Origin of the sequence: Rhodococcus sp. SMB37 (genome assembly GCF_004345605.1) — a bacterium.
In the GTDB taxonomy this organism is placed as follows: Bacteria; Actinomycetota; Actinomycetes; order Mycobacteriales; family Mycobacteriaceae; genus Rhodococcus.
This window is the reverse complement of sequence record NZ_SLVY01000007.1, coordinates 208947-229792: the sequence shown is the minus strand read 5'-3', so window position 1 is coordinate 229792 and position 20846 is coordinate 208947. Positions and strand designations below refer to the sequence as shown.

The window sequence follows — 20846 nt, the reverse complement described above, 5'->3', positions numbered from 1 at the left end:
TCCGGAGGGTGAGAATGAGGATTTTGGTGGCGGTGGCGAGCAAACATGGCTCCACCGCGGAACTCGCAACGGCCTTGGCCGCGGGCTTGCGTCATCACGGCGCCGACGTCGATGTCCGCGCGCCCGGCGCAGTATCGAGCGTCGCCGGCTACGACGTCGTGATCGTGGGCAGCGCTGTCTACCGCAATCGGTGGTTGCGTGAGGCCAGAGATTTCCTCGACGAGTACTCCGGGCCGCTGCGAAGTCGCGAGGTCTTCCTCTTCTCGTCCGGACCGATCGCGGAGCAGGGACGTCCTGTGAACAATCATTACGATGTCGCGCCTGCAATGGCACGTACCGGTGCCCATGAGCACCGGACCTTCGCCGGCAAGATCGATCCTGCCGTACTCAGCGCCGGTGAGCGCGTGGTCGTGCGGATGACGGGGGCTCGGCTCGGCGACTTCCGCGATTGGGACGAGATCGGTTCGTGGGCGTCGGAGATCGTCGCCAGAGTGACGGACCGTGCCGGGCGGCGAGTGCCCACCGAGCAAACCTGACAGCCCGGCCACCGGCCCACTTCAGCTGCCGGGACCGCGGTAGTGCTCGGCCAGTTCCTCCGCACGTTCCCACATGGACCAATCGATCGGCCTGCCGTCGAGCTGGGCCTCGACGACTTCGAACCCGGCATGCCACCCCGCGCCGTGGGCGTATGCGTCGTCCTCGGTGTCCGTGGTGTGGGTGAGGGTGAGCCAGCATCCGCCGGATCCGTCGGGTGTCAGCTCCCAGTGCAGGACATCGGAGTCCCACATCAGCTCGAGCATCTGTCCGGGGTGCACGACGAGGACCGAACCGCTCGCTGTGTGCCCGGCCGGAAGACCGAAGCGGCGTACCTGTTCGTCGGTGGTGCGGAACTGCAGTTGCGCACCCGGAGTGAGGTCCCACTCGACCGCCGCGGGAAACCACGCGTCGAGATACTCGGGATTTGTGATGACACTCCACACTTTCTCAGGTGCATGGGGGAAAGCGCGTTCGAAGCGCAGGGCCACTCGGCCGTCATAAGTACGAGAAATGCTGCCGAGATTCATGGGTCCTCCAAGACAAGAAGCCCGTGCCGTCAACGGGGTCATGGGGTGCTGTGTCCCCATGCTGCCAGGTTTCTGCGGCTTGTGAAGCGAGTCCACCGACCCGTGATCGGATCGTCGAATTCGATCGCGCGCGCAAGCAGTTGGAGCGGTGACGAATAGTCGTCACGTGCAACGTCGTACACGCGTGGATAGAGAGGATCGCCCACGATGGGAATGCCCGCGGAGTTCATGTGTACGCGCAATTGATGTGTTTTCCCGGTGGTCGGTAACAGCCGGTACAACGCACGTTCGCCCTGGACGTCGTGCACGTCGATGCGGGTGACGGCGTTGGCCTCGCCGGGAACTTCACGCGCCTGGAGCACCCCGCGTTCCTTCTCGATGCGGCTCTGCACGTCGAGGGGGAATCGGAGGTGCGGCGCAGCGGGCGCGACCGCTTCGTACTCCTTCTCGACCATCCGGGTATCGAAGAGCATCTGGTACGGGCGGCGTGCCTCGCGGCGAACGGTGAAGATGAGCACTCCTGCGGTGAGACGGTCGAGTCGGTGTGCAGGTGTGAGTTCGGGAAGGTCGAATTCGCGGCGTAGCCGCACGAGCGCGGTTTCCGCGACCCACGATCCTCGGGGCGTGGTGGGAAGAAAGTGAGGTTTGTCGACGACGAGCAGATTGTCGTCACGGTAGAGAATGTCGATTTCGAACGGAACGCGGGTCTCAGTGGGCGGATCACGGTAGAGGAACACGAACGTGCGTGGAACGTACGGACTGGTCCGCGAGATCACAGTTCCGTCTCCGGCCAAGACCTCACCGGATTCGATCTTCTCTTCGATCCGTGCAGCGTCGTCGGGGAAACGGGCGCACAGATACTCCGCTACCGTCTCTGACATGCAGTTTTCCGGAAGCCGTAGACGGGTGGGATTCAGTCCGTCTCGGACGGGCAGGGGAGCGTCGGGCACGTGAAGATACGGTAGTCGCCGAGGCGTCGATTTCGGTTTCGGCTTTGCAGGATAACGATTGTGTGCAAGCCTGCTTAAGTCTCGCGTCCACTTATATTGTGTGACGAGAGTGATTTCTGGGGAAGACGTTTAAGGAGAGCTTGGTGTGACGAATTCGTCCGAAAACGGAACGCGACGCGGAACGCGCGCCTTGGTGCGGCTGCTCGTGGCGGCGATCGTGGTTCCGCTCACGCTCGTCTTCGCAGGTTTCGGCGCCGGAACCGCGTCTGCAGACCCGTACACCCGCTTCTCCGAGGACTGGGTCGCAGCACCCGGCGGCGTCGGTCAGATCAAGGTGCGTATCTGGCACGCGAACAACGGCAGCAACAAGGCCGTGTATCTGCTCGACGGCCTGCGCGCCACCGACGATGTCAGCGGCTGGGAGCACGAGACCAACGCCGCATGGCTCGCCGACAACGGCATCAACGTCGTGATGCCGGTGGGTGGACAGTCGAGCTTCTACGCCGACTGGTACGCGCCGAGCAACATCAACGGCCAGCAATACACTTACAAGTGGGAATCGTTCCTCACCCAGAATCTCCCCGATCACCTCGCCGCCGCCTACGGCATCTCCCGCAGCAACAATGCGGTCGTCGGGTTGTCGATGGGCGGAAACGCCGCACTGATCCTCGCCGCCTACCACCGAGACCAGTTCGGCTTCGCAGGCTCGCTGTCCGGATACCTGAACCTGTCCGCACCCGGCATGCGTGAAGCGATCCGCATCGCGATGCTCGACGCCGGAGGCTACAACTCCGACGCCATGTGGGGCCCACCGTGGGATTCGGCGTGGTTGCGCCACGACCCGTTCGTCGCGGCACCGAACCTGCGTGGTCTGCCGATGTGGATTGCCGCATCGAGTGGCCTGCCCGGCGAGCACGACCGTCCCAACTCCGCGATCGGCGTGTTCAACACCGCCAACGCGATGGGGCTCGAAGCACTCGCACTCGCACAGAACCGCGCATTCCAGGTCCGCCTGGCCACACTCGGTATCGACTCCGCACACTTCTCCTTCCCCGCCACGGGCACCCACACGTGGGGCTACTGGCAGGACGAACTCTGGGAGATGCTCCCTATGATGAAGGCGTCGATTGGCGCCTGAGTCCACTGCGTCACAGGTAGCGCCGGTCACCTTCTTGGTGACCGGCGCTACCAGTGGTGTGGGGGAAGCAACTGCTCGTTCACTCGGCGCAGCCGGGGCAACGGTCCTGCTCGCAGGACGCAACACGGCCAAGGGCGAACGCATCGCATCGGAGATCGGCCCGAATGCGTCTATGCGCCGGCTCGATCTGGCCGACCTCGATTCGGTCCACGAGTTCTCCGCCGAACTCGGTAAGCGCACGGTCGACGTACTCGTGAACAATGCCGGGGTCATGGCGCTGCCACTGACCCGGACGCCGGATGGTTTCGAGATGCAGTTCGGCACGAATCACCTGGGGCATTTCGCGCTGACCGGATTGTTGCTCGACCGCATCACCACGCGCGTTGTCACGGTGTCCAGCGCTGCCCACCTTCTCGGCCGGTTGAATCTCGACGATCTCAACTGGGAGCACCGCCGCTACAGCAGAGCCGGCGCCTATGCGCAGTCCAAGCTCGCGAACCTGGTGTTCAGCCTGGAACTCGAACGGCGCCTCGCGGAGTCCCGTTCGCCGTTGCGTGCGATCGCTGCCCACCCCGGCTATGCCGCGACGGAGGTCGGGAGCAACACTGGCACGTGGTTCGACGGACTCTTCGGTTTCGGCAAGAAGGTCCTGCAGCGCACTCCCGCGCAGGGCGCCGAATCGGTGGTGTGCGCGGCGGCGGATCCGTCGATGACCGGTGGTCTGATCGGACCGGACATGCTGTTGTACGGCGCACCGCACCAGGCCCGGATCGCGCGCAGGGCGCGCGACCGCGACGTCGCCCGCAGGCTCTGGGAGCTGTCGGAGAAGTTCACCGGCGTGACGTTTCCCCTCCTCCCGTGACGCTTCCTGCCTTGACTACTCCCCGCCCTGAAAGACGGGGATTCTCGGACTCACATCCGAGAGTTCCTGTTTCACCGGCGAGTGCGGACGGGAAGACCCGTGCCGTCTGACATCGCCTCCACAGGCGTTTGGTGTCTCCGCCGGCCCGGCGGCGACGAGGATGTTCTTCGCGGCATTGACGTCCCGATCGTGCCGGGTACCGCAGTCGGGACACGACCAGTGGCGTGTCCCGAGGAATAGCACAGCGAGCAGATACTCGCACACGCTGCACGTCTGCGAGCTCGGGAAACCAGCGGTCGATCACCACGAACCGGCGACCGGCCTGCTCGGCCTTGTACTCGAGCATCGACCGGAACTCACCCCACCCGCATTCGCTGATCGACTTGGCCAGGCTGCGGTTGCGGACCATGTTGCGCGGGGCGAGGTCTTCGACGGCGATCGTGTCGAACCGCGCCACGAGATCCGTGCTGGTCTTGTGGAGGAAGTCGCGGCGGGCATCGCGGACACGGGAGTGCTTGCGTGTCACCCTCCGGCGTTGCTTGGCTCGGTTGTTCGAGCCTTTCTGCATCCGCGCCAGGCGCCTCTGGTGGCGGCGCAGGCCGCGTTCGTGCCGGGCCATGTGCTTCGGATTCGCGATCTTCTCCCCGGTCGAGAGGACCGCGAAGTCCTTGATGCCGAGGTCCACACCGACCGACTCGCCAGTATCCGGAAGCGGAGCGGGATCGGACGTGTCGACGGCGAACGTCACGAACCACCGCCCGTCGGCCTCGCGGGAGACAACCACCATTGTCGGGTCGAGAGTGGCAAGGTCGATGCCGGGCCAGGACCACGCCACCTTCAGCGGCGCAGTGGTCTTCGCCAGCCACAACCCGTCCGTTTTGATGCGGAACGCGGAGCGGGTGTAGTGCGCGGACTGGCGAGAATGCCGGTTCTTGAACCGTGGGTATTTGGCGGTGCCCGTGAAGAACGACTGGAACGCGGTGTGTTCCTGGCGAGGTTCCGGTGACGTTCGCGCCGTAGTCACGCGCATGGTCGGCCTATTTCTCCGACAGCCCGGACGGCACCCCGGGTTCGAACGTGAATACCGGTGGTGCCGTATTCGTCGAACCGCCACCGCTGTTTCCGCCGGTTTCCGAGCGCTCGGATTCGTCGTCGGAGTCGTTGTCGCGGGAACGGTCGCGTCGAGACGTCCACCCGGTCTCGGTGGTCGTGGGGGAGGGCTCGGTCGTGGGCGACGGATCGGTGGAGGTCTGTGGCGACGATGTCTCCGTCACGGCGTCGGTCACCTCGGTCGTGGGGACCGGGACCGAAGCAACGGTCGACGTGTTCGTCTCCGGGGGTGTGGTGGTCGGTGTAGTCGTGACGGGGGCGGTGGTGCCCTGCGGGTAGTCCCCGAGGTCCACGCGCAGGGTCGCGCCGCTCGGACTCGGGACACTCTGCTCGGCGGGCGCACGATCGACGAATGCGAACACCGCGACGGCGACCAATGCTGCGACCCCGGCTGCGGACGCGCCCCACGCGACGATCGCGCGTCGTGGTCGCCCTGGCGCCGGAAAACCTGCGCGGTCGACAGGATCGATCCGGCGGCCCATTGCGGTGCGTTCCGCGGCGGACGGCGGCGCTGTGAGCACACGGTCGCGCAGATAAGGCGGTGGCGATGCTGTCGGCAGTTGAGTGAGTTGCCCGGCCGGGTCGGTGGAGACAGCGTTCGCGTGCTCGAGCGCTGCGGCGACATCGAATCCCCGGCCGATGATCGCCGCGACCTGACGGTCGGTGAACCCGTGCCGCACGGTGAGGTCGACCGCCTCGAGATCTGTCGCATCCAGCGCGTGCACAGGGGCGAGGACAGTGGTCTCGGAATCGACGTCCGCTTCGGGGCCGGCGGGAACGTACCCCAGCGCAGAACCGCTGGAGGCGCGAACGCACTCCGACCGCGCGATCGCGTACAGCCACGGCCGGAACATGTCGGGATCACGCAGCGTCCGGATCCGATCGATCGCGATCCACACCGCATCGTGCACCACGTCGGAGGCGGTGGACGGATCGAGGAACCCGCGCACGTACCCGTACAGCGTCTCGCCGTGCAGGTCGTAGACGTCGGCAGCAGCGTCGCCGACCTTCGCGCGCAGCGCCGAGACGAGCGAGCGATCTGTTCCTCCCGAATGCCGGCTCAATCGTCGAACCTTCCGCATGTTGAATCGGTCGTGTCGTTCGGCGCAGTCTACGAGGGAATCGGCGCGCCGGCCGCCTGGACCTACGCGGATCCGTCAGCGGCGGATGTAGCCGAGTTCGGTGGCCGTCGCGACCGCTGCGGTGCGGGAGTCGACGCCGAGCTTGGTGTAGATGTGCGCGAGATGCGACTTGACGGTGCCTTCGGTCAGATGCAATCGCCGTCCGATCCGCTGGTTGGACAAACCCTCGGCCACGAGCGTGAGGACCTCGACCTCGCGTCGGGTCAGCGCGGTGCCCGGATTGCGCAACCGGGTGACGAGTCGATCGGCCACGGCGGGCGCCAGAGTGGTGCGTCCGGCCGCAGCCGTGCGGATCCCCGCGGCGAGCTCTTCGGGCGGAGCGTCCTTGAGGAGGTACCCGGTCGCGCCGGCCTCGATCGCGGGCAGCGTGTCGGCGTCGGTGCCGTAGGTCGTCACGACCAGGATCCGCGGCGCGTCGGGGCGGGCGGTGATCGCGGCGGTGGCCTCCGCGCCGGTCATACCACCACCGAACCGAAGATCCATGACGACGACGTCGATGTCGCCCTCCGCCGCGCGATTGACAGCTTCCTCTGCTGTCGCGGCCTCCGCGACCACGGTCATACCCGGCTCGGTCTCGAGCACGGCGCGTAACCCGGCACGGACGACGGGATGATCGTCGGCGAGCAGCAGTCGGATGGGTTCACCTGTCACGGATCCACCTCGATCGTGGGGAGTGGAAGACGAGCAGCGAGGGCAGTGCCTGTCCCGGGTTCGGACTCGAGGGTGAACGTGCCCCGGAGATCGAGTATGCGTGCACGCATGGCAGCCAACCCGAAACCGTCGCCGTCCGGCCCCGGAGGGCGTACCGAGGCGGGGTCGAATCCGCGCCCGTCGTCGACGATGTCCACAGCGACCTGGTCGTCGAGGAAACTGAGGGTGATCTTCACTGTCGTGGCGTCGGCGTGACTCACGGTGTTCGCGAGCGCAGACTGTGCGACACGCAGCAACGCCACCTCATGGGCGGTGGTTAGGGGAACCGGGGTCCCGGTCAGGTCGAACCGGGCATCGAGGCCGTGCCGCGCCGATGTGGTCGTGCAGAGGCGATCGAGTGCGTCGGCGAGGGTCGTGCCCTCGAGTGCCGGGGGAGTCAGGGCAGCGACGAACCGCCGAGCCTCGGCCAGATTGTCCACAGCGGCGGTCCGGGCCTGCACAACGAGGTCTGCAGCGGCATCGGTGCGATCCGGCAGCGCACGTTCGGCGGCGCGCAGCAGCAATTGGATGCTGGACAGGCCCTGAGCGAGAGTGTCATGGATTTCGCGCGCCAGTCGCTCGCGTTCCTGGAGGACACCAGCGCGGTGCTGTGCGGCCGCCAAGTCGGCGCGTGTCGCAGTCAGCTCGTCGATCAGCATCCGACGCTGGTCACTCTCCCGATACAGGGTCTGGTATCCCCACACGACGGCGACGGCGACCGCTGCGCCCAGCGTCGGACCTATCACCGCGGCAGGTGTCACGGTGTCCTGGTGGAGGGCGAACCCCGCCACGGCCCCGATCGCGGTGACGGCCACCGCGACCAGCCCGTAGCGCCGCGGCAGCAGGTGGAGCTGCACGAAGTACAGGGGGAATGCCAGCCACAGGCCTTCCGCGGACAGTGACATCAGAACCAGCCAGACGACGCCGACTGCGACGAGCCAGAGCGCCGCCGCGCGCGTGGACCGTGCGACGACCGGCAGCAGCGGCCCTGCTGCGTAGGTCAGGGCAAGGACGACCGACACGGTGGCCACCGCGCCCGCATCAGGAGCGTCGCCCGCTACCGCGCGCACGACCGTCAGGGCAAGCAGGCCGATCACGAGCAGGTGCAGGCACCAGGCCAGGACCTTGGTGGCGGTCGTCGAAGTATTCACTGTCGAGCCAGTTTACGGACTTCGCCGCGCATCGACATCTGTCGAAAGGTAGAGGCCGAACGCCTCAGTTCGATCCGGAAAGTCACCACGGTCGCCAGATGATCACAGGGGCTGCTGCGACGACAGTGGAGGACATCCGATACCGACTCCGTTCGTATTCGGCCCCGTCCGATTCAGCCATAGGAGTGTGCCGCACCGTGTTCGTCGCCTGGAGAGACCTGAGATTCGCCAAGGGCAGATTCGCCCTCATGGCGGCCGTCATCGTCCTGATCACCCTCCTGGTCGGGTTGTTGTCCGGTCTGACGGCCGGACTCGCCCGCCAGAACATTTCCGCCATCACGGATCTGCCCGTCGATCGCCTCGTGTTCTCCGATCCCGGCGGCGAGGCCCTGTCGTTCACGAACTCCACCCTCACGAGTGAGCAGTGGAGACAGTGGGCCGATGCCCCGGGGGTGACCGGCGCCGAGCCTCTTGCCATTTCCACCACGAGGGTGACGGCAGGATCGCCGAGCAGTCCCGTGACCGGGACGGTGTCGATGTTCGCCGTCGATGCAGGATCGAGCCTCGTTCCGGGCGGTGAACCGGTCTCTGAAGAATCGGCGGTGTTGTCGGAGACGGCTGCCGAGGACCTGGCAGCCGTGGTCGGCGACCGGATCACGGTCAACGATCGCGAGCTGAATGTGACGGCGGTGCACGGGGACGACTCCTTCGGTCACCTCCCAGTTGTGTGGACCGCTCTCACCGAACCGGCCGCCACGGTGATCGCACTGAATGTCGTCGACGGATTCGACAGCACCGCAGCTGATCTGAGTATCGGAACAGAGACCGTCTCGAAGGGCGACTCGCTGTCCGCCATCGGTTCGTATACCTCGGAGAACGGATCGCTGCAGCTGATGCGGGTGTTCCTGTTCGGTATCTCCGCGCTCGTCATCGGTGCGTTCTTCACCGTGTGGACGGTCCAGCGCAGCGGCGACATCGCCGTGTTGAAGGCGCTCGGAGCCCCGACCTCCGTCCTGCTGCGTGATGCTCTCGGGCAGGCGGTGGTTCTGCTGACCGTCTGCACTCTCGTCGGTACCGGTCTCGCTGCGGCCTTCGGCGCGGTGATCTCCGGTTCCGTCCCCTTCGGTCTGTCGCTCTCGACAGTCCTGATTCCTGCAGCGGTGATGATCGCGCTGGGAGCTGCCGGTGCAGCCCTCGCGGTCCGCCGTGTCACCTCCGTCGACCCTCTGATTGCCCTGGGAAGTGCCCGATGAGCCTGAACCTGACCGATGTCACTCTCACCTATCCGGACGGCGACGAGCGTCTTGTCGCGCTCGACCGCGTCACCCTCGACGTCGAAGCCGGCAACGTCACCGCGGTCGTCGGTCCGTCGGGTTCCGGGAAGTCGAGCCTGCTCGCCGTCGCCGCGACCTTGATCGCACCGGACTCCGGCACGGTCACCGTGGCTGGGACATCCACGGCCGGTATGTCCCGCGGTGCGCTGGCGGATCTGCGTCGTAAGAAGATCGGCATCGTGTTCCAGCAGCCGAATCTTCTGCCGTCACTGACCGCCGTCGAGCAACTCCAGGTCACCGCCGCGATCGACGGACGGTCCGTGTCCGCGGCCCGCGGTAGGGCCCTGGCTCTCCTCGACGCGGTGGGGTTGGCCGGTCGGGCGGAACGGCGCCCGCATCAGCTCTCCGGGGGGCAGCGTCAGCGCGTCAATATTGCGCGCGCGTTGATGAACGAGCCGCCGGTGCTTCTCGTCGACGAGCCGACGAGCGCGCTCGATCACGACCGTGGCGCCGAGATCGTCGACCTCATCGTCGGGCTCACCCATCGGCAAGGCGCGGCGACCGTCCTGGTCACCCACGATCGTGCTCATCTCGTCGCGGTCGACGATGTGGTCGAGGTGGCGGACGGTCATGTTGTAGGTGCATGTCCGAGGGCGTAGGCATATCAGTTCGATATGTTCTCATGCTCGAGTGACGTCTATCGGCATGTGCCGATGCAGCGCAGAGTCGACGTATGCACACCCCCACTGTCACCGCGCCCCCGTCAGAGGCTCCGACCCGAGGCTCGAGCCGGCTGTCGGCGGCAACCGACCTCGCGCCGGGACTTGCGCTGTGCGCGGCAGCAACGGCGGCGGCGATGGGAATAAACGCGTTTCTCCCGACCGTCAGCCCGCTGCTGATCGCGATCGTTCTCGGCGCGGTCGTTGCGAACGTGGTCGACCTTCCCCAGCGTGTGCGCCCGGGTCTGACCTTCTCGGCCAAGCGCCTGCTGCGTGTGGGCATCGCACTGCTCGGTCTGCAATTACTCCTCGCGGACGTGCTCGGGCTCGGCTGGAAGGTCATCGTCGTGGTGATCGCCGTGGTCGCCCTCGGAATCTCGGGAACGATGTTCGTCGGCGGACTGCTCGGGCTCACGTGGACCCAGCGCATCCTCATCGCGTGTGGATTCTCGATCTGCGGCGCGGCAGCCGTCGCCGCTGTGGACGGTGTCGTCGACGCGAAAGAGGAAGAGGTGCTCACCGCCGTCGCGCTGGTGGTGATCTTCGGAACCTTGATGATACCCGCCGTACCTCTGCTGGCGCAGGCTCTCGGCCTGTCCGACGAGGCTGCCGGTGTGTGGGCGGGAGGCTCGATCCACGAGGTCGCTCAGGTCGTTGCGGCAGGCGGAGTGATCGGTGGTGCGGCGCTGGGGGTGGCCGCGGTGACGAAGCTGGCTCGGGTAATGATGCTTGCGCCGGTGATCGCGATTCTCGGTGTGCGTCGTCGGCTCACCGACTCCGGAGCAGACGCGCACCGCCCGCCCCTGGTACCGCTGTTCGTTGCAGCGTTTCTCGTGTGCGTTGCGGTGCGAGCAACCGGGCTGGTTCCGGACGTTGCACTCGACGTGGCGTCCGTCGTGCAGACCGCGCTGCTCACCGCGGCGATGTTTGCCCTCGGCGCCGGTGTGCACGTAGTGACCATCAAGAAGGTGGGTGCGCGACCCTTCGTGCTTGCCGCGATCTCGACCGTGTGGGTCGCGTCGATCGCGCTGGCCGGGGTGTTCCTCGCGGGTCTCGGGTCCTGACCGCTGCTCCGGCAGCACCGATATCTGTTCCGCAAGCCCAGTCACCCGTAGTCTGGCCGTCATGGTGGCATGGACTGCGCAGGACATCCCCGATCAGACCGGCCGGACGTTCGTCGTGACGGGCGCGAACAGCGGACTGGGCGCCGAAACGACACGGGCCCTGGCTGCGGCGGGTGCGCGCGTGGTGCTCGCATGCCGCGATGTCGGGAAAGGCGAAAAGGTCGCGGCCGAACTGGGTGACGGCGTTCAGGTGCGCCGGCTGGACCTGGCCGATCTGGACTCGGTGCGCGAGTTCGTCGACGGCCTCGCCGCGTCGCACGAGGTGGTCGACGTCCTGATCAACAATGCGGGTGTGATGGCAGTTCCGCTGCGGCGGACCGCCGACGGCTTCGAGATGCAGATCGGCACCAACCACCTCGGGCATTTCGCGCTCACTGCACTGTTGCTCGGACGCATCACCGACCGGGTCGTGACGGTGAGCAGCGCGATGCATCGGATCGGACGGATCGATCTCGACGATCTCAATTGGGAGCACCGGCGATACGACCGCTGGCTCGCGTACGGACAGTCGAAGCTCGCCAACCTGTTGTTCGCGTACGAACTGCAACGACGCCTGACCGAGCGCGAGTCGCCGGTGCGCTCACTGGTTGTGCATCCGGGGTACTCGTCGACCAATCTGCAGTTCCGCAGCGAGACCCTGTACGGAAAGCTCATGGAGCTCTCGACGCCGATCATCGGGCAGTCACCCGCAATGGGCGCGTTGCCGTCGCTGTATGCGGCGACGGTCCCCGACGTCGAGCCGGGTGGCTTCTACGGTCCCGACTCGTTCTTCGAGATGCGCGGGCATCCGAAGAGGGTGCAGTCGAGCGCTCGTTCCAGGGACGAAGACGTTGCATCGAGGTTGTGGGCACTGTCGGAGAAGCTGTGCGGTGTGGACATGTTGTCGGAATGACGCCGACGAGGAGGTCAAAGTAGCGTGGACGGCACGAGCGGTAGTGCGTTCCGGCGGCACAGCCGGGTCTGGTCGACGAGGTCGAGTGTCCGCAGGTAGTGGCGGACCAGATCTCCGCCCGAGTGCCCCGAATCGGAGGCCGCCTGCAGTGCTGCGGCGAGTCCGTCGCCGCGCGCCCACCGGTAGATCGCAGCAACCGGAGCCGGATCGGGCTCCGGGCTCACCGTCAGACCGTGCCGTTCCTCGGCGGCGGCGAGTTCGCCCCACAACCGGACCGTCGCGCGCAGCGCCTCGTCGACCGCGGGTGTCGTCCGCCCCGCGGTTGTGGCTGTGCGACGGCGATTCTCGCCGAGCACGCTCGACGCAACCGCGGCCAACTCGGCAGGTTCGAGACCGGACCAGGCCCCGGTGCGTAGGCACTCGGATACGAGAAGATCGCTGCGGCAATAGATTCGACTGAGTCGATGCCCGTCGTCGGTGACGTGCGCGTGCCCGCTGAAGGGGTCGTGCAGGACGTGCCCGCGTTCGTCGAGCAGTGCAAGGGTGCGATCGAACGTCTCGACCAGCTGCCCCGAGACCGTATGAACCTGTGCGAGTAGCAGTTCGGTGTCTGTGTGCAGGGCACTGCGCCGGGCGGCGAGTGCGAGCAGACGGTCGCGGTCGCCTCGGCGGTGACCGGGATGAGAGCGGACCGCACGCGCGAGCACGGTGACCGTGTCGGCCGGTGCGGTGCTGCGGGCAATGGCGAGCCGGTCGCGCAGGCTCCGGTATTCGGCGAATCCGTCGGCCTCGCTGAGCTGCGCATCGAGCGCCGCGAGGGTCGCCGTGTTGACCCGGGCGGTCTCTGCCAGCGCAGCGACTGAGTTCTGCGCCTGGAACTGGGCGAACGAGCGCCCGAGCAGCGCACGAGCACCGTCCACGCCGAGATCGTCGATGAGATTGACCGCCGTGTTGTATCCGACGCGCAGCGAACTGTGCAGGGGATAGGTGCGGGTGGAGGCGAGCCCGGCGACCGTTGCGGGGGCGATATCGGGACTCCACAGCACCACGGCATGTCCCTGTTCGTCGATGCCGCGCCGGCCGGCGCGGCCGGTCAACTGGGTGTACTCGCCGGCAGTCAGCCGTACCGGCCCGTCGGCCGTCGGTTTGACGAGACGTTCCAGCACGACCGTCCGGGCCGGCATGTTCACACCCACCGCGAGTGTCTCTGTCGCGAAGACCACCTTCACCAGGTTGCGGGCGAACAGTTCTTCGACGGTGTGCCGGAATGCGGGGACGAGGCCCGCGTGGTGCGCGGCGAAACCGCGCTCGAGCCCGTCGATCCAGTCGGCGTAGCCCAGCGCATCGAGATCGGCGGGAGGCAGTGTGGCGGTGTGTTTCTCCGCGATGGACCGGATCTCGGACAGGTCGGATCCGTCGGTGAGCCGCACCGAGGCCTCGAGGCATTCGGTGACGGCGGCGTCACACCCGGCGCGGCTGAAACGGAACCAGATGGCAGGCAGTAGCTGTTCGGCTTCCAGGCGTGCGACGATCTCGGGTCGGTCGGCTCCGGCCGGCTCGGGCCGGTGGCTGCGTCGCACGCGGCGTCTGCGCCCGGAGGCCGGTGGCGGAGCTGCCTCGACGAGGCGTCGATGCGCGATGTAGCGGTCGAGGTTGTCGTCGACACTCCCGTCGAGTGGCGACAGCAGATCGAACAGGCGACCTCCCGCGAGCATGTGCTGAGTGAGTGGCACCGGGCGGGTTTCCTCGACGACCACGGTCGTCTCGCCGCGGACGCGGGCGATCCACTCGCCGAATTCCTCGGCGTTGCTCACAGTCGCCGAGAGGCTCGCGAGTCGTACGGACGTCGGGAGATGCAGGATCGATTCCTCCCACACCGCTCCGCGCTCGCTGTCGGCGAGATAGTGCACCTCGTCCATGACGACGTGGGTCAGGCCGGTCAGCAGTGGGGAGTGGCCGTGCAGCATGCTCCGCAGGACTTCGGTGGTCATGACGACCACCGGTGCGTCCGGATTGTGTGTGAGGTCGCCGGTGAGCAGGCCCACCCGGTCGTCACCGAATCGTTCGGCGAAGTCGTGGAACTTCTGATTGCTCAGTGCCTTGATCGGTGTGGTGTAGAAGCACGCCCCGTTCGACCGGAGGGCGAGATGGGCGGCGAATTCGCCCACGACCGTCTTCCCGGAGCCGGTCGGTGCGCAGACCAGGACGTCGCGGTGGTGCTCGAGTGCGCGACAGGCACGGATCTGGAATTCATCGAGAACGAAGTCGAGCTCGGCGGCGAACAGCGTGAGCTGCGGCCCGTACTGCGTGTGCACGTGTCCACGCTACGCGGACACTCCGGCCGCCGCGAAGGTGTGCTGTGGATCACATGATCTGGGGAATTGATTGCCTGTTGTGCACGTTAGTTGAGTAAGTACGACTCAAGTTCAACAGAAAGGCTTCGGAATGCCGTCATTCTTCGGGCCTGGTGGCCCCGGCCGCATCGATATCTCGCGCTTCATGAGCCGCGGGACGCAAGAGCTCATGGCCAATGCGGCGCGTTTCGCAGCGGAACGCGGCGACGCAGATCTCGATGCCCTGCACGTTCTGCGTGCAATGGCTGAGCAGGACCCGGCCCGGACTGTCATGACCCGCTCCGGTGCTGATCCCGCCGACGTGATCAAGGCCGTGGAGCAGCGACTCCCCCAGGGTGATTCCGGGAGCGGTGTGACTGCACCTGCCCTCAGCGGTGCGGTGAAGACCGCGCTGCTCGAGGCTCATCAGCTGTCGCGTGCCCTCGGATCCACGTATATCGATCCAGAACACCTGTTCTTCACGCTCGCTGCCGACCAGACTCGCGCGCCGGGGCGTCTGCTCGCGTCGCTGGGGGTCACCCCGCAGTCGCTGCAGACCGCGCTCCAGCCGGTACCTGCGGCACCGGCGGAGACGGAATCGTCTACGCCTACCCTCGACAAGTACGGCGTCGACCTGACCGATCGTGCTCGAAAGGGTGGGGTGGACCCCGTCATCGGTCGTGCCGACGAGATCGAGCAGACCATCGAGATTCTCTCGCGTCGCACCAAGAACAACCCGGTGCTCGTGGGTGAAGCAGGTGTCGGCAAGACCGCGATCGTCGAGGGACTGGCCCAGCGCATCGTGGACGGCGACGTCCCGGACACTCTGCGCGACAAGCGCATCGTCCAGCTGGACCTGACCTCGATGGTGGCCGGTACCCGATATCGCGGTGACTTCGAGGAGCGGCTCACCTCGGTCCTCGACGAGATCACCGCGCAGGAGGGTGCGCTGATCGTCTTCATCGACGAGCTGCACACCGTCGTCGGTGCAGGTGGTGGCGGCAGTGAGGGCTCGATGGACGCGAGCAACATCCTCAAGCCGAAGCTCGCCCGCGGCGAACTGCACATCGTCGGCGCGACCACGCTCGACGAATACCGTAAGCACATCGAGAAGGACCCGGCGCTCGAGCGGCGATTCCAGCCCGTCACGGTGGGCGAGCCGTCGCACGACGATGCCGTCACCATCCTGCTCGGACTCCGCGACCGGTACGCACAGTTCCACGGTGTCCGGTATGCCGACGAGGCGATCGAGGCCGCAGTGGACCTGTCGGTGCGGTACCTGCCGGACCGGCACCTTCCCGACAAGGCCATCGACCTGATCGACCAGGCCGGAGCGCGGCTGCGGCTGCGCACCCCGCGGGTCGACACCGATGCGCTCCGCGAGCAGGTGGTCTCGCTCGAGGCGGAGAAGGACGCTGCCGTCGCATCCGAAGATTACGAGGAGGCGTCGCGGATCCGCGACGAGATCGTCAAGGTCCAGACCAGGATCGACTCGGGTGCACCCGCGAGCGACGACGCCGATGTCCCCGTGGTCGACACGGAGCTGATCGCCGAGATCGTCTCCCGCGCAACGGGTATTCCCGTCACCCGGATGACGAGTGGCGAGAAGGACCGGCTTCGGAACCTCGAGAGCGAACTGCACGAGCGTGTCGTCGGACAGGACGAAGCCGTCCGCGCGGTGGCACGCGCGGTCCGTCGTAGTCGTTCGGGGATGAGCGATCCGGGCCGGCCGGTGGGCAGCTTCCTGTTCCTCGGGCCGACCGGTGTCGGCAAGACCGAGCTGGCGAAAGCCTTGGCGGAGGTGCTGTTCGGAGACGAGCGATCGATGCTGCGCGTCGACATGAGTGAGTTCGGTGAGCGGCACACGGTCAGTCGTCTCGTCGGCGCCCCTCCCGGGTATGTCGGGTACGGCGAAGCCGGCCAGCTCACCGAGAAGGTCCGGCGCAACCCGTACTCGGTGGTGCTGCTCGACGAGATCGAGAAGGCGCACCCGGACGTGTTCAACACGCTCCTCCAGGTCCTCGACGACGGTCGCCTGACCGACGGAGAAGGCCGCACGGTCGATTTCAGCAACACCGTGGTGATCATGACGAGCAACCTCGGATCGGACATCATCTCGAGCCGCGGTGGCGCGCTCGGTTTCACCACCGGTGATGCAGAGGCGGCCGAGAAGCCGTTGCGCGACAGGGTGATGGCTCGGTTGCGGGAGACGATGCGACCGGAGTTCCTCAACCGGATCGACGAGATCGTGTTGTTCCGCAAGCTCGACGATGAGCAGCTGCGGCGCATCACCGATCTGTTACTCGGCGACACTCGGAAGAAGCTGGCGGACAAGGGCATCGATCTCGATATCGATGGTGTGGCCGTCGACTGGCTCGCCGATCGTGGGCACCAACCCGAGTTCGGTGCCAGGCCGTTGCGTCGCGCGATCCAGCGCGAGGTCGATGATCGCATCGCAGATCTGTTGCTCGACGACGAACTCGTCGAAGGCGGCGCGGTGACCGTGGCCGTCGAGGACGGAGAATTGGTCGTCAGGTGACCGGAAACGGTTGGTAAAGAGATGCATTGGCCCGCCTCGGATGGCAACACCTGAGGCGGGCCGATTGCTGCGTGGGCGGTAGCATCGAGAGTCATGGTCACACGAGCCGGATTGTCCGTCATCGTTCCCGTCCACAACGAGGAGAGGTATATCGGACCGTGCCTCGACGCGTTGATCGAGCAGCAGCACGACCTCGTCGATATCGTCGTGGTCGACAACAACTGCACCGATTCCACCGTCGACGTCGTACGGCGTGCGCAGGAGCGATGCCCGAAGATCAAGCTTGTGCAAGAATCGAAACCCGGTGTCGCGCATGCGAGAAATGCCGGATTCGAAGCAGCCGATGGCGACATCCTCGGACGGGTCGATGCGGATACGCGTGTCCGTCCGCACTGGGCCCGGGCGGTGTGTGACTTCTTCGGAAGGGGCGACACCGAGGAGGTCGGTGCCATCAGCGGACTGAACAATTCGTACGACTCCCCCTATCGCAGAATCAAGGGGTGGTATGTCGAAAAGCAGGTTCAGCGTGGCATTTTCGGTGGAGAGCGACCGTATCGCAATCTGCACGGAGCCAATATGGCGATCCGCCGAGCCGCGTGGGAGAAGGTTCGTGACGACGTGAGCGTGGCTCCGGATATTCACGAGGATCTCGACCTCGCCCTGTGTCTGGGCGCGGCGGAGGTCTCCATCGTCCAGCTCAGCGACATGCGGGTGGACATCTCGCCGAGGCGGGCGCTGACGCCGCCGCGGGAGTTCCGGTCCTACATCGAGTCGGGGGTGAAGACCTTCGACCTGCACGGGAGGATGACGCCGGAGATCCGCCGAGCCGTGAGGCTGCACGAGAAGTTCCACGTTCTCGTCTACGCCGCGTATCGGCCCTATGATCCAGAACTCGGCCGATTCTCGTTGCGGGCTCTGCTCGGCAAGCCGCAGGCGCGCACGATGCCCGTGAGTGAGGGTGTCGAGGAAAGATAGCGCGGGCGCTGCCGAGCTGTGCGAAGGTGGTGGAGACGAAACCGGCGGGCCCCGCGCTCGAAAGCAACGGGACCCGCCGTAGGCGGGGACCGGGAGTTCGCTGCAGCCCTCAGCTCTCCGCTCGGTCCTCAACAGGCCCACTGATGAATATAGGTTAGGCAATCCTTATGCGCAAGGGCCTGGTTTCGGCGCTGCCGATCGGGCGCCGGGTCGAAGCCGACCCACAGAAGCGCGCACGCCGACCCGTGGCGGATCGAAATGCATGTGAACGCATGTGTGTGCCGATAGATTGGCGGCCATGACAGCGAACCGGCCGGAGGGGCGGGTGGCAGAGCTGTGCACCCGCATGCGCTCCTTCATCGACGACGAGGTCGTCCCCCTCGAGCCCGTCCTCTCACGGCATGATGACGAAGCGGTGGCGGCACTCACCCGACTGAAATCCCGCGCGAAAGACCTCGGGTTGTGGGCGCTCGGGCATCCGGAGGAGATCGGTGGGGGAGGAGTGCCGTTCCTCGACTTCGTCTACCTCAACGAGATCATCGGCCGCTCGGAGTTCGGGCAACTTGCCGTGGGATCGGTGTCGATGCAGGATGCGCTGATGCTGCACCGCCACGGCACCGACGAACAACGTCGCCGCTGGGTTCCCGGGCTCGTGTCGGGAGAGATCCTCCCGTCCGTCGGAATGACCGAACCCGAGGTGGCCGGATCCGATCCGATTCTCGTCCGGACCGCCGCAACCCTCGACGGAGATCACTGGATCATCAACGGACACAAGTGGTTCACCACTGGCGCCCGGGAGGCCGGTTACTGCACGGTGTTCGCCCGCACCGAACCCGAGTCGACAGCATTGCATCGCAGCATCAGCGCGATCATCGTCCCCGCCGACACTCCCGGCTTCGAGATCGTCCGCTCCATTCCGACGATGGGTCACGATCCCAGCGACCACTACGAGGTCCGCTACACCGATGTGCGGGTACCTGCGACGAACCTGCTCGGCGCGCGCGGCAACGGATTCGTCGTCGCACAGGACAGGCTCGGGCCGGGGCGGATCTTCCATGCCATGCGCTGGCTCGGGCAGGCGCAACGTGCGTTCGAGTTGATGTGTGCACGAGCCGACGAACGATTCGCCCACGGATCGTTGCTGTCCGAGAAGGGCGAGATCCAAAGGTATGTGGCCGAATCGGCCGCGGAGATCCACGCGTCGAGGCTGATGACGCTCGACGCCGCCCGGGTCATGGATTCCGGCGAGGATGCGCGAGTGCAGATCGGGCTCGTGAAGTTCTGGGGAGCTCGGATGCTCCACAACGTCATCGACCGGGCCATCCAGGTGCACGGCGCGCTCGGGCTGACCGCCGACACACCGCTCGAAAGAATGTATCGCCAGGCCCGTTACGCGCGAATCTACGACGGGCCCGACGAGGTGCACCGCATGTCCACCGCGCGACGACTCCTGCGTGACGGGGAGGCAGCGCCGTGGAAGTAGCGGCGGGCATCGCCGAAATCCTGTCGGCGCACTGGGGAGCGGCGGTGTCGGTGACGAACCTGCGCCGGCTCACCGGCGGTGCCAGCAGGCAGATCTGGTCGTTCGACGCGGTCCACAGTGAGGGCACGGGCGGCTACGTGTTGCGCCGCGACCCGCCCGGCCACGGCGACGCACCGCGGATGCGCGCCGAAGCCGCGTGCCTGCGCGCGGCGCGAGCGGCGGGAGTGCCGGTGCCGGAGGTCGTCGTCGCCGCCGACACCGCGCCCGGCCTCGACGCGCCGTTCCTCATCATGGAACGTCTACCGGGGGAAAGCATTCCGAGGAAAATTCAGCGGAACGAGGGGTTGTCCGGAGCGCGAACGCGGCTCGCAGGCGAACTCGGCGGAATCCTCGCCCGCATCCACGCCGTTCCCGTGTCGGAGGTTGCGATGCTCGGCACCGACGACCCGCTCCACGTCGTGCAGGATCTCTACCGTTCGTTCTCCGAGCCGAGACCCGTTGTCGAGATCGCATTGCGGTGGCTGAATGCGCATCGTCCCCCGGCGCATGGTAAAGCGTTGGTGCACGGTGATTTCCGACTCGGCAATCTCCTGATCGCAGGCGACGGCACCGCGGGGGTTCTCGATTGGGAGCTCGCGCACATCGGGGACCCGGTCGAAGATCTCGGATGGTTGTGCGTGCGCGCGTGGCGTTTCGGCGGTGACGCGCCGGTGGCCGGGGTCGGTACACGCGAAGAGTTGCTCGACGGATACGAACGTGTCGCGCGGTGGCGGCCCGACCCGAAGGATCTGCACTGGTGGGAGGTTTTCGGAACGTTGCGATGGCTCGTCCTCGGACGTTTTCAGGCGCAGAAGCACATCGCCGGAACGGAACCGTCCGCCGAGTTGGCGGCGATCGGCAGGCGGGTGTGTGAATCCGAATGGGACCTGCTGCGGATCATGGGACTGGTCGACGACGTGGTGCCACCTCCGGAACCGGTACCGGCCCCCGAACTCCCCGGAGATCTGCACGGACTTCCCGGCGTCGCTGATCTGCTCGATGCGGTGATCGAGGAGCTCGGTGATGGAATCGCCCCGTCGCTCACCGATGCCGGTGCGGCGTATCGCTTGAAGATCTGCACGAGTCTCCTGCGAGTCGTGCGGAGAGAACACCAGATCGGTTCCGGTCAGCGGGTGGCGCATTCCGGGCGTCTGGCGCGTGTGGACTGTCGCGACGAGGCGGAACTGGCGCTCCGTCTCCGCAATGGAGGACTCGACATGTCCGATCCGGATGTGCACTCCGCGGTGATCGGTGCGGTCGTCGAAAGGCTGCGTGTCGCGAATCCGCGGCACTTCGATCCACACCGAACGCAGGGAAGTTCGCAGCCGGCCGGATCCGCCGGGCCACTGTGAGGCGACCGT

The 20846-nt window shown here is 66.3% G+C and carries 18 protein-coding genes and 1 pseudogene; 11 read left to right on the top strand and 8 right to left on the bottom strand.

Going from position 1 to position 20846, the window contains the following annotated elements; all coding sequences use genetic code 11:
• Nucleotides 1-32 precede the first annotated feature (32 nt).
• Nucleotides 33-536, top strand: coding sequence for a flavodoxin domain-containing protein (locus EV641_RS14170; protein ID WP_241997210.1), 504 nt, complete (start codon nucleotides 33-35; stop codon nucleotides 534-536).
• A 21-nt stretch (nucleotides 537-557) separates the two neighbouring features.
• Here the strand turns inward: EV641_RS14170 and EV641_RS14165 are convergent, their stop codons facing one another.
• Together EV641_RS14165 and EV641_RS14160 are read right to left on the bottom strand one after the other, a co-directional pair.
• Nucleotides 558-1064 (bottom strand): SRPBCC family protein, encoded by a 507-nt coding sequence (locus tag EV641_RS14165; protein WP_054717011.1) that lies wholly within the window; start codon nucleotides 1062-1064, stop codon nucleotides 558-560.
• Between the two features lie 38 nt (nucleotides 1065-1102).
• On the bottom strand, nucleotides 1103-2014 hold the full coding sequence (locus EV641_RS14160; RefSeq protein ID WP_054717013.1) for a pseudouridine synthase: 912 nt from the start codon (nucleotides 2012-2014) through the stop codon (nucleotides 1103-1105).
• Between the two features lie 145 nt (nucleotides 2015-2159).
• On the opposite strand from EV641_RS14160, the gene EV641_RS14155 reads away from it, so the two are divergent.
• Nucleotides 2160-3152, top strand: coding sequence for an alpha/beta hydrolase family protein (locus tag EV641_RS14155; RefSeq protein WP_241997208.1), 993 nt, complete (start codon nucleotides 2160-2162; stop codon nucleotides 3150-3152).
• Nucleotides 3142-4014 carry an oxidoreductase gene (locus EV641_RS14150; protein WP_132472436.1) on the top strand — a complete coding sequence of 291 codons (873 nt, stop codon included), beginning with the start codon at nucleotides 3142-3144 and terminating at the stop codon, nucleotides 4012-4014. The genes EV641_RS14155 and EV641_RS14150 overlap by 11 nt, the downstream gene beginning before the upstream one ends.
• Before the next feature lie 15 nt (nucleotides 4015-4029).
• Here the strand turns inward: EV641_RS14150 and EV641_RS29825 are convergent, their stop codons facing one another.
• The 5 genes and pseudogenes from EV641_RS29825 to EV641_RS14130 form a co-directional block, all read right to left on the bottom strand.
• A complete protein-coding gene (locus EV641_RS29825) occupies nucleotides 4030-4257 on the bottom strand; it encodes a zinc ribbon domain-containing protein (protein WP_241997219.1) in 228 nt (75 codons plus the stop codon).
• Between the two features lie 100 nt (nucleotides 4258-4357).
• Nucleotides 4358-5044, bottom strand: a pseudogene (locus tag EV641_RS14145) (transposase); the annotation flags it as partial.
• A 7-nt stretch (nucleotides 5045-5051) separates the two neighbouring features.
• Entirely contained in the window at nucleotides 5052-6188 is a 1137-nt protein-coding gene (locus EV641_RS14140; RefSeq protein ID WP_158289170.1) for a sigma-70 family RNA polymerase sigma factor, read from the bottom strand.
• Between the two features lie 93 nt (nucleotides 6189-6281).
• Nucleotides 6282-6917 (bottom strand): response regulator transcription factor, encoded by a 636-nt coding sequence (locus EV641_RS14135; protein ID WP_132472432.1) that lies wholly within the window; start codon nucleotides 6915-6917, stop codon nucleotides 6282-6284.
• Nucleotides 6914-8107, bottom strand: a complete 1194-nt coding sequence (locus EV641_RS14130) for a sensor histidine kinase (protein ID WP_132472430.1) — start codon at nucleotides 8105-8107, stop codon at nucleotides 6914-6916. The genes EV641_RS14135 and EV641_RS14130 overlap by 4 nt, the downstream gene beginning before the upstream one ends.
• 197 nt (nucleotides 8108-8304) lie before the next feature.
• Here EV641_RS14130 and EV641_RS14125 point away from each other — a divergent pair, with 197 nt between their 5' ends.
• From EV641_RS14125 to EV641_RS14110, 4 genes are all read left to right on the top strand, one after another.
• A complete protein-coding gene (locus EV641_RS14125; RefSeq protein WP_132472428.1) occupies nucleotides 8305-9360 on the top strand; it encodes an ABC transporter permease in 1056 nt (351 codons plus the stop codon).
• Complete coding sequence (locus EV641_RS14120) at nucleotides 9357-10040, top strand: ABC transporter ATP-binding protein (protein ID WP_132472426.1); 684 nt, start codon at nucleotides 9357-9359, stop codon at nucleotides 10038-10040. Before EV641_RS14125 ends, EV641_RS14120 begins: the two co-directional genes overlap by 4 nt.
• Nucleotides 10041-10114: 74 nt before the next feature.
• Nucleotides 10115-11164, top strand: a complete 1050-nt coding sequence (locus EV641_RS14115) for a putative sulfate exporter family transporter (protein ID WP_132472424.1) — start codon at nucleotides 10115-10117, stop codon at nucleotides 11162-11164.
• 61 nt (nucleotides 11165-11225) lie between these two features.
• The gene (locus tag EV641_RS14110; RefSeq protein WP_132472422.1) at nucleotides 11226-12116 is read left to right on the top strand and encodes an oxidoreductase; all 891 of its coding nucleotides are present in this window, start codon (nucleotides 11226-11228) and stop codon (nucleotides 12114-12116) included.
• Nucleotides 12117-12130: 14 nt separating this feature from the next.
• On the opposite strand, the gene EV641_RS14105 is transcribed toward EV641_RS14110, so the two are convergent.
• Entirely contained in the window at nucleotides 12131-14431 is a 2301-nt protein-coding gene (locus EV641_RS14105) for a DEAD/DEAH box helicase (protein WP_132472420.1), read from the bottom strand.
• 130 nt (nucleotides 14432-14561) lie between these two features.
• On the opposite strand from EV641_RS14105, the gene EV641_RS14100 reads away from it, so the two are divergent.
• The 4 genes from EV641_RS14100 (at nucleotide 14562) to EV641_RS14085 (ending at nucleotide 20837) form a co-directional block, all read left to right on the top strand.
• Nucleotides 14562-16988, top strand: coding sequence for an ATP-dependent Clp protease ATP-binding subunit (locus EV641_RS14100; RefSeq protein WP_132472418.1), 2427 nt, complete (start codon nucleotides 14562-14564; stop codon nucleotides 16986-16988).
• Between the two features lie 93 nt (nucleotides 16989-17081).
• Nucleotides 17082-17963, top strand: coding sequence for a glycosyltransferase family A protein (locus tag EV641_RS14095; RefSeq protein WP_132472416.1), 882 nt, complete (start codon nucleotides 17082-17084; stop codon nucleotides 17961-17963).
• Nucleotides 17964-18261: 298 nt separating this feature from the next.
• Nucleotides 18262-19446: an acyl-CoA dehydrogenase family protein gene (locus EV641_RS14090; RefSeq protein WP_199233247.1), complete on the top strand. Its 1185-nt coding sequence runs from the start codon at nucleotides 18262-18264 to the stop codon at nucleotides 19444-19446.
• Entirely contained in the window at nucleotides 19437-20837 is a 1401-nt protein-coding gene (locus EV641_RS14085) for a phosphotransferase family protein (protein WP_132472414.1), read from the top strand. Before EV641_RS14090 ends, EV641_RS14085 begins: the two co-directional genes overlap by 10 nt.
• The last annotated feature ends 9 nt before the right edge of the window (nucleotides 20838-20846 follow it).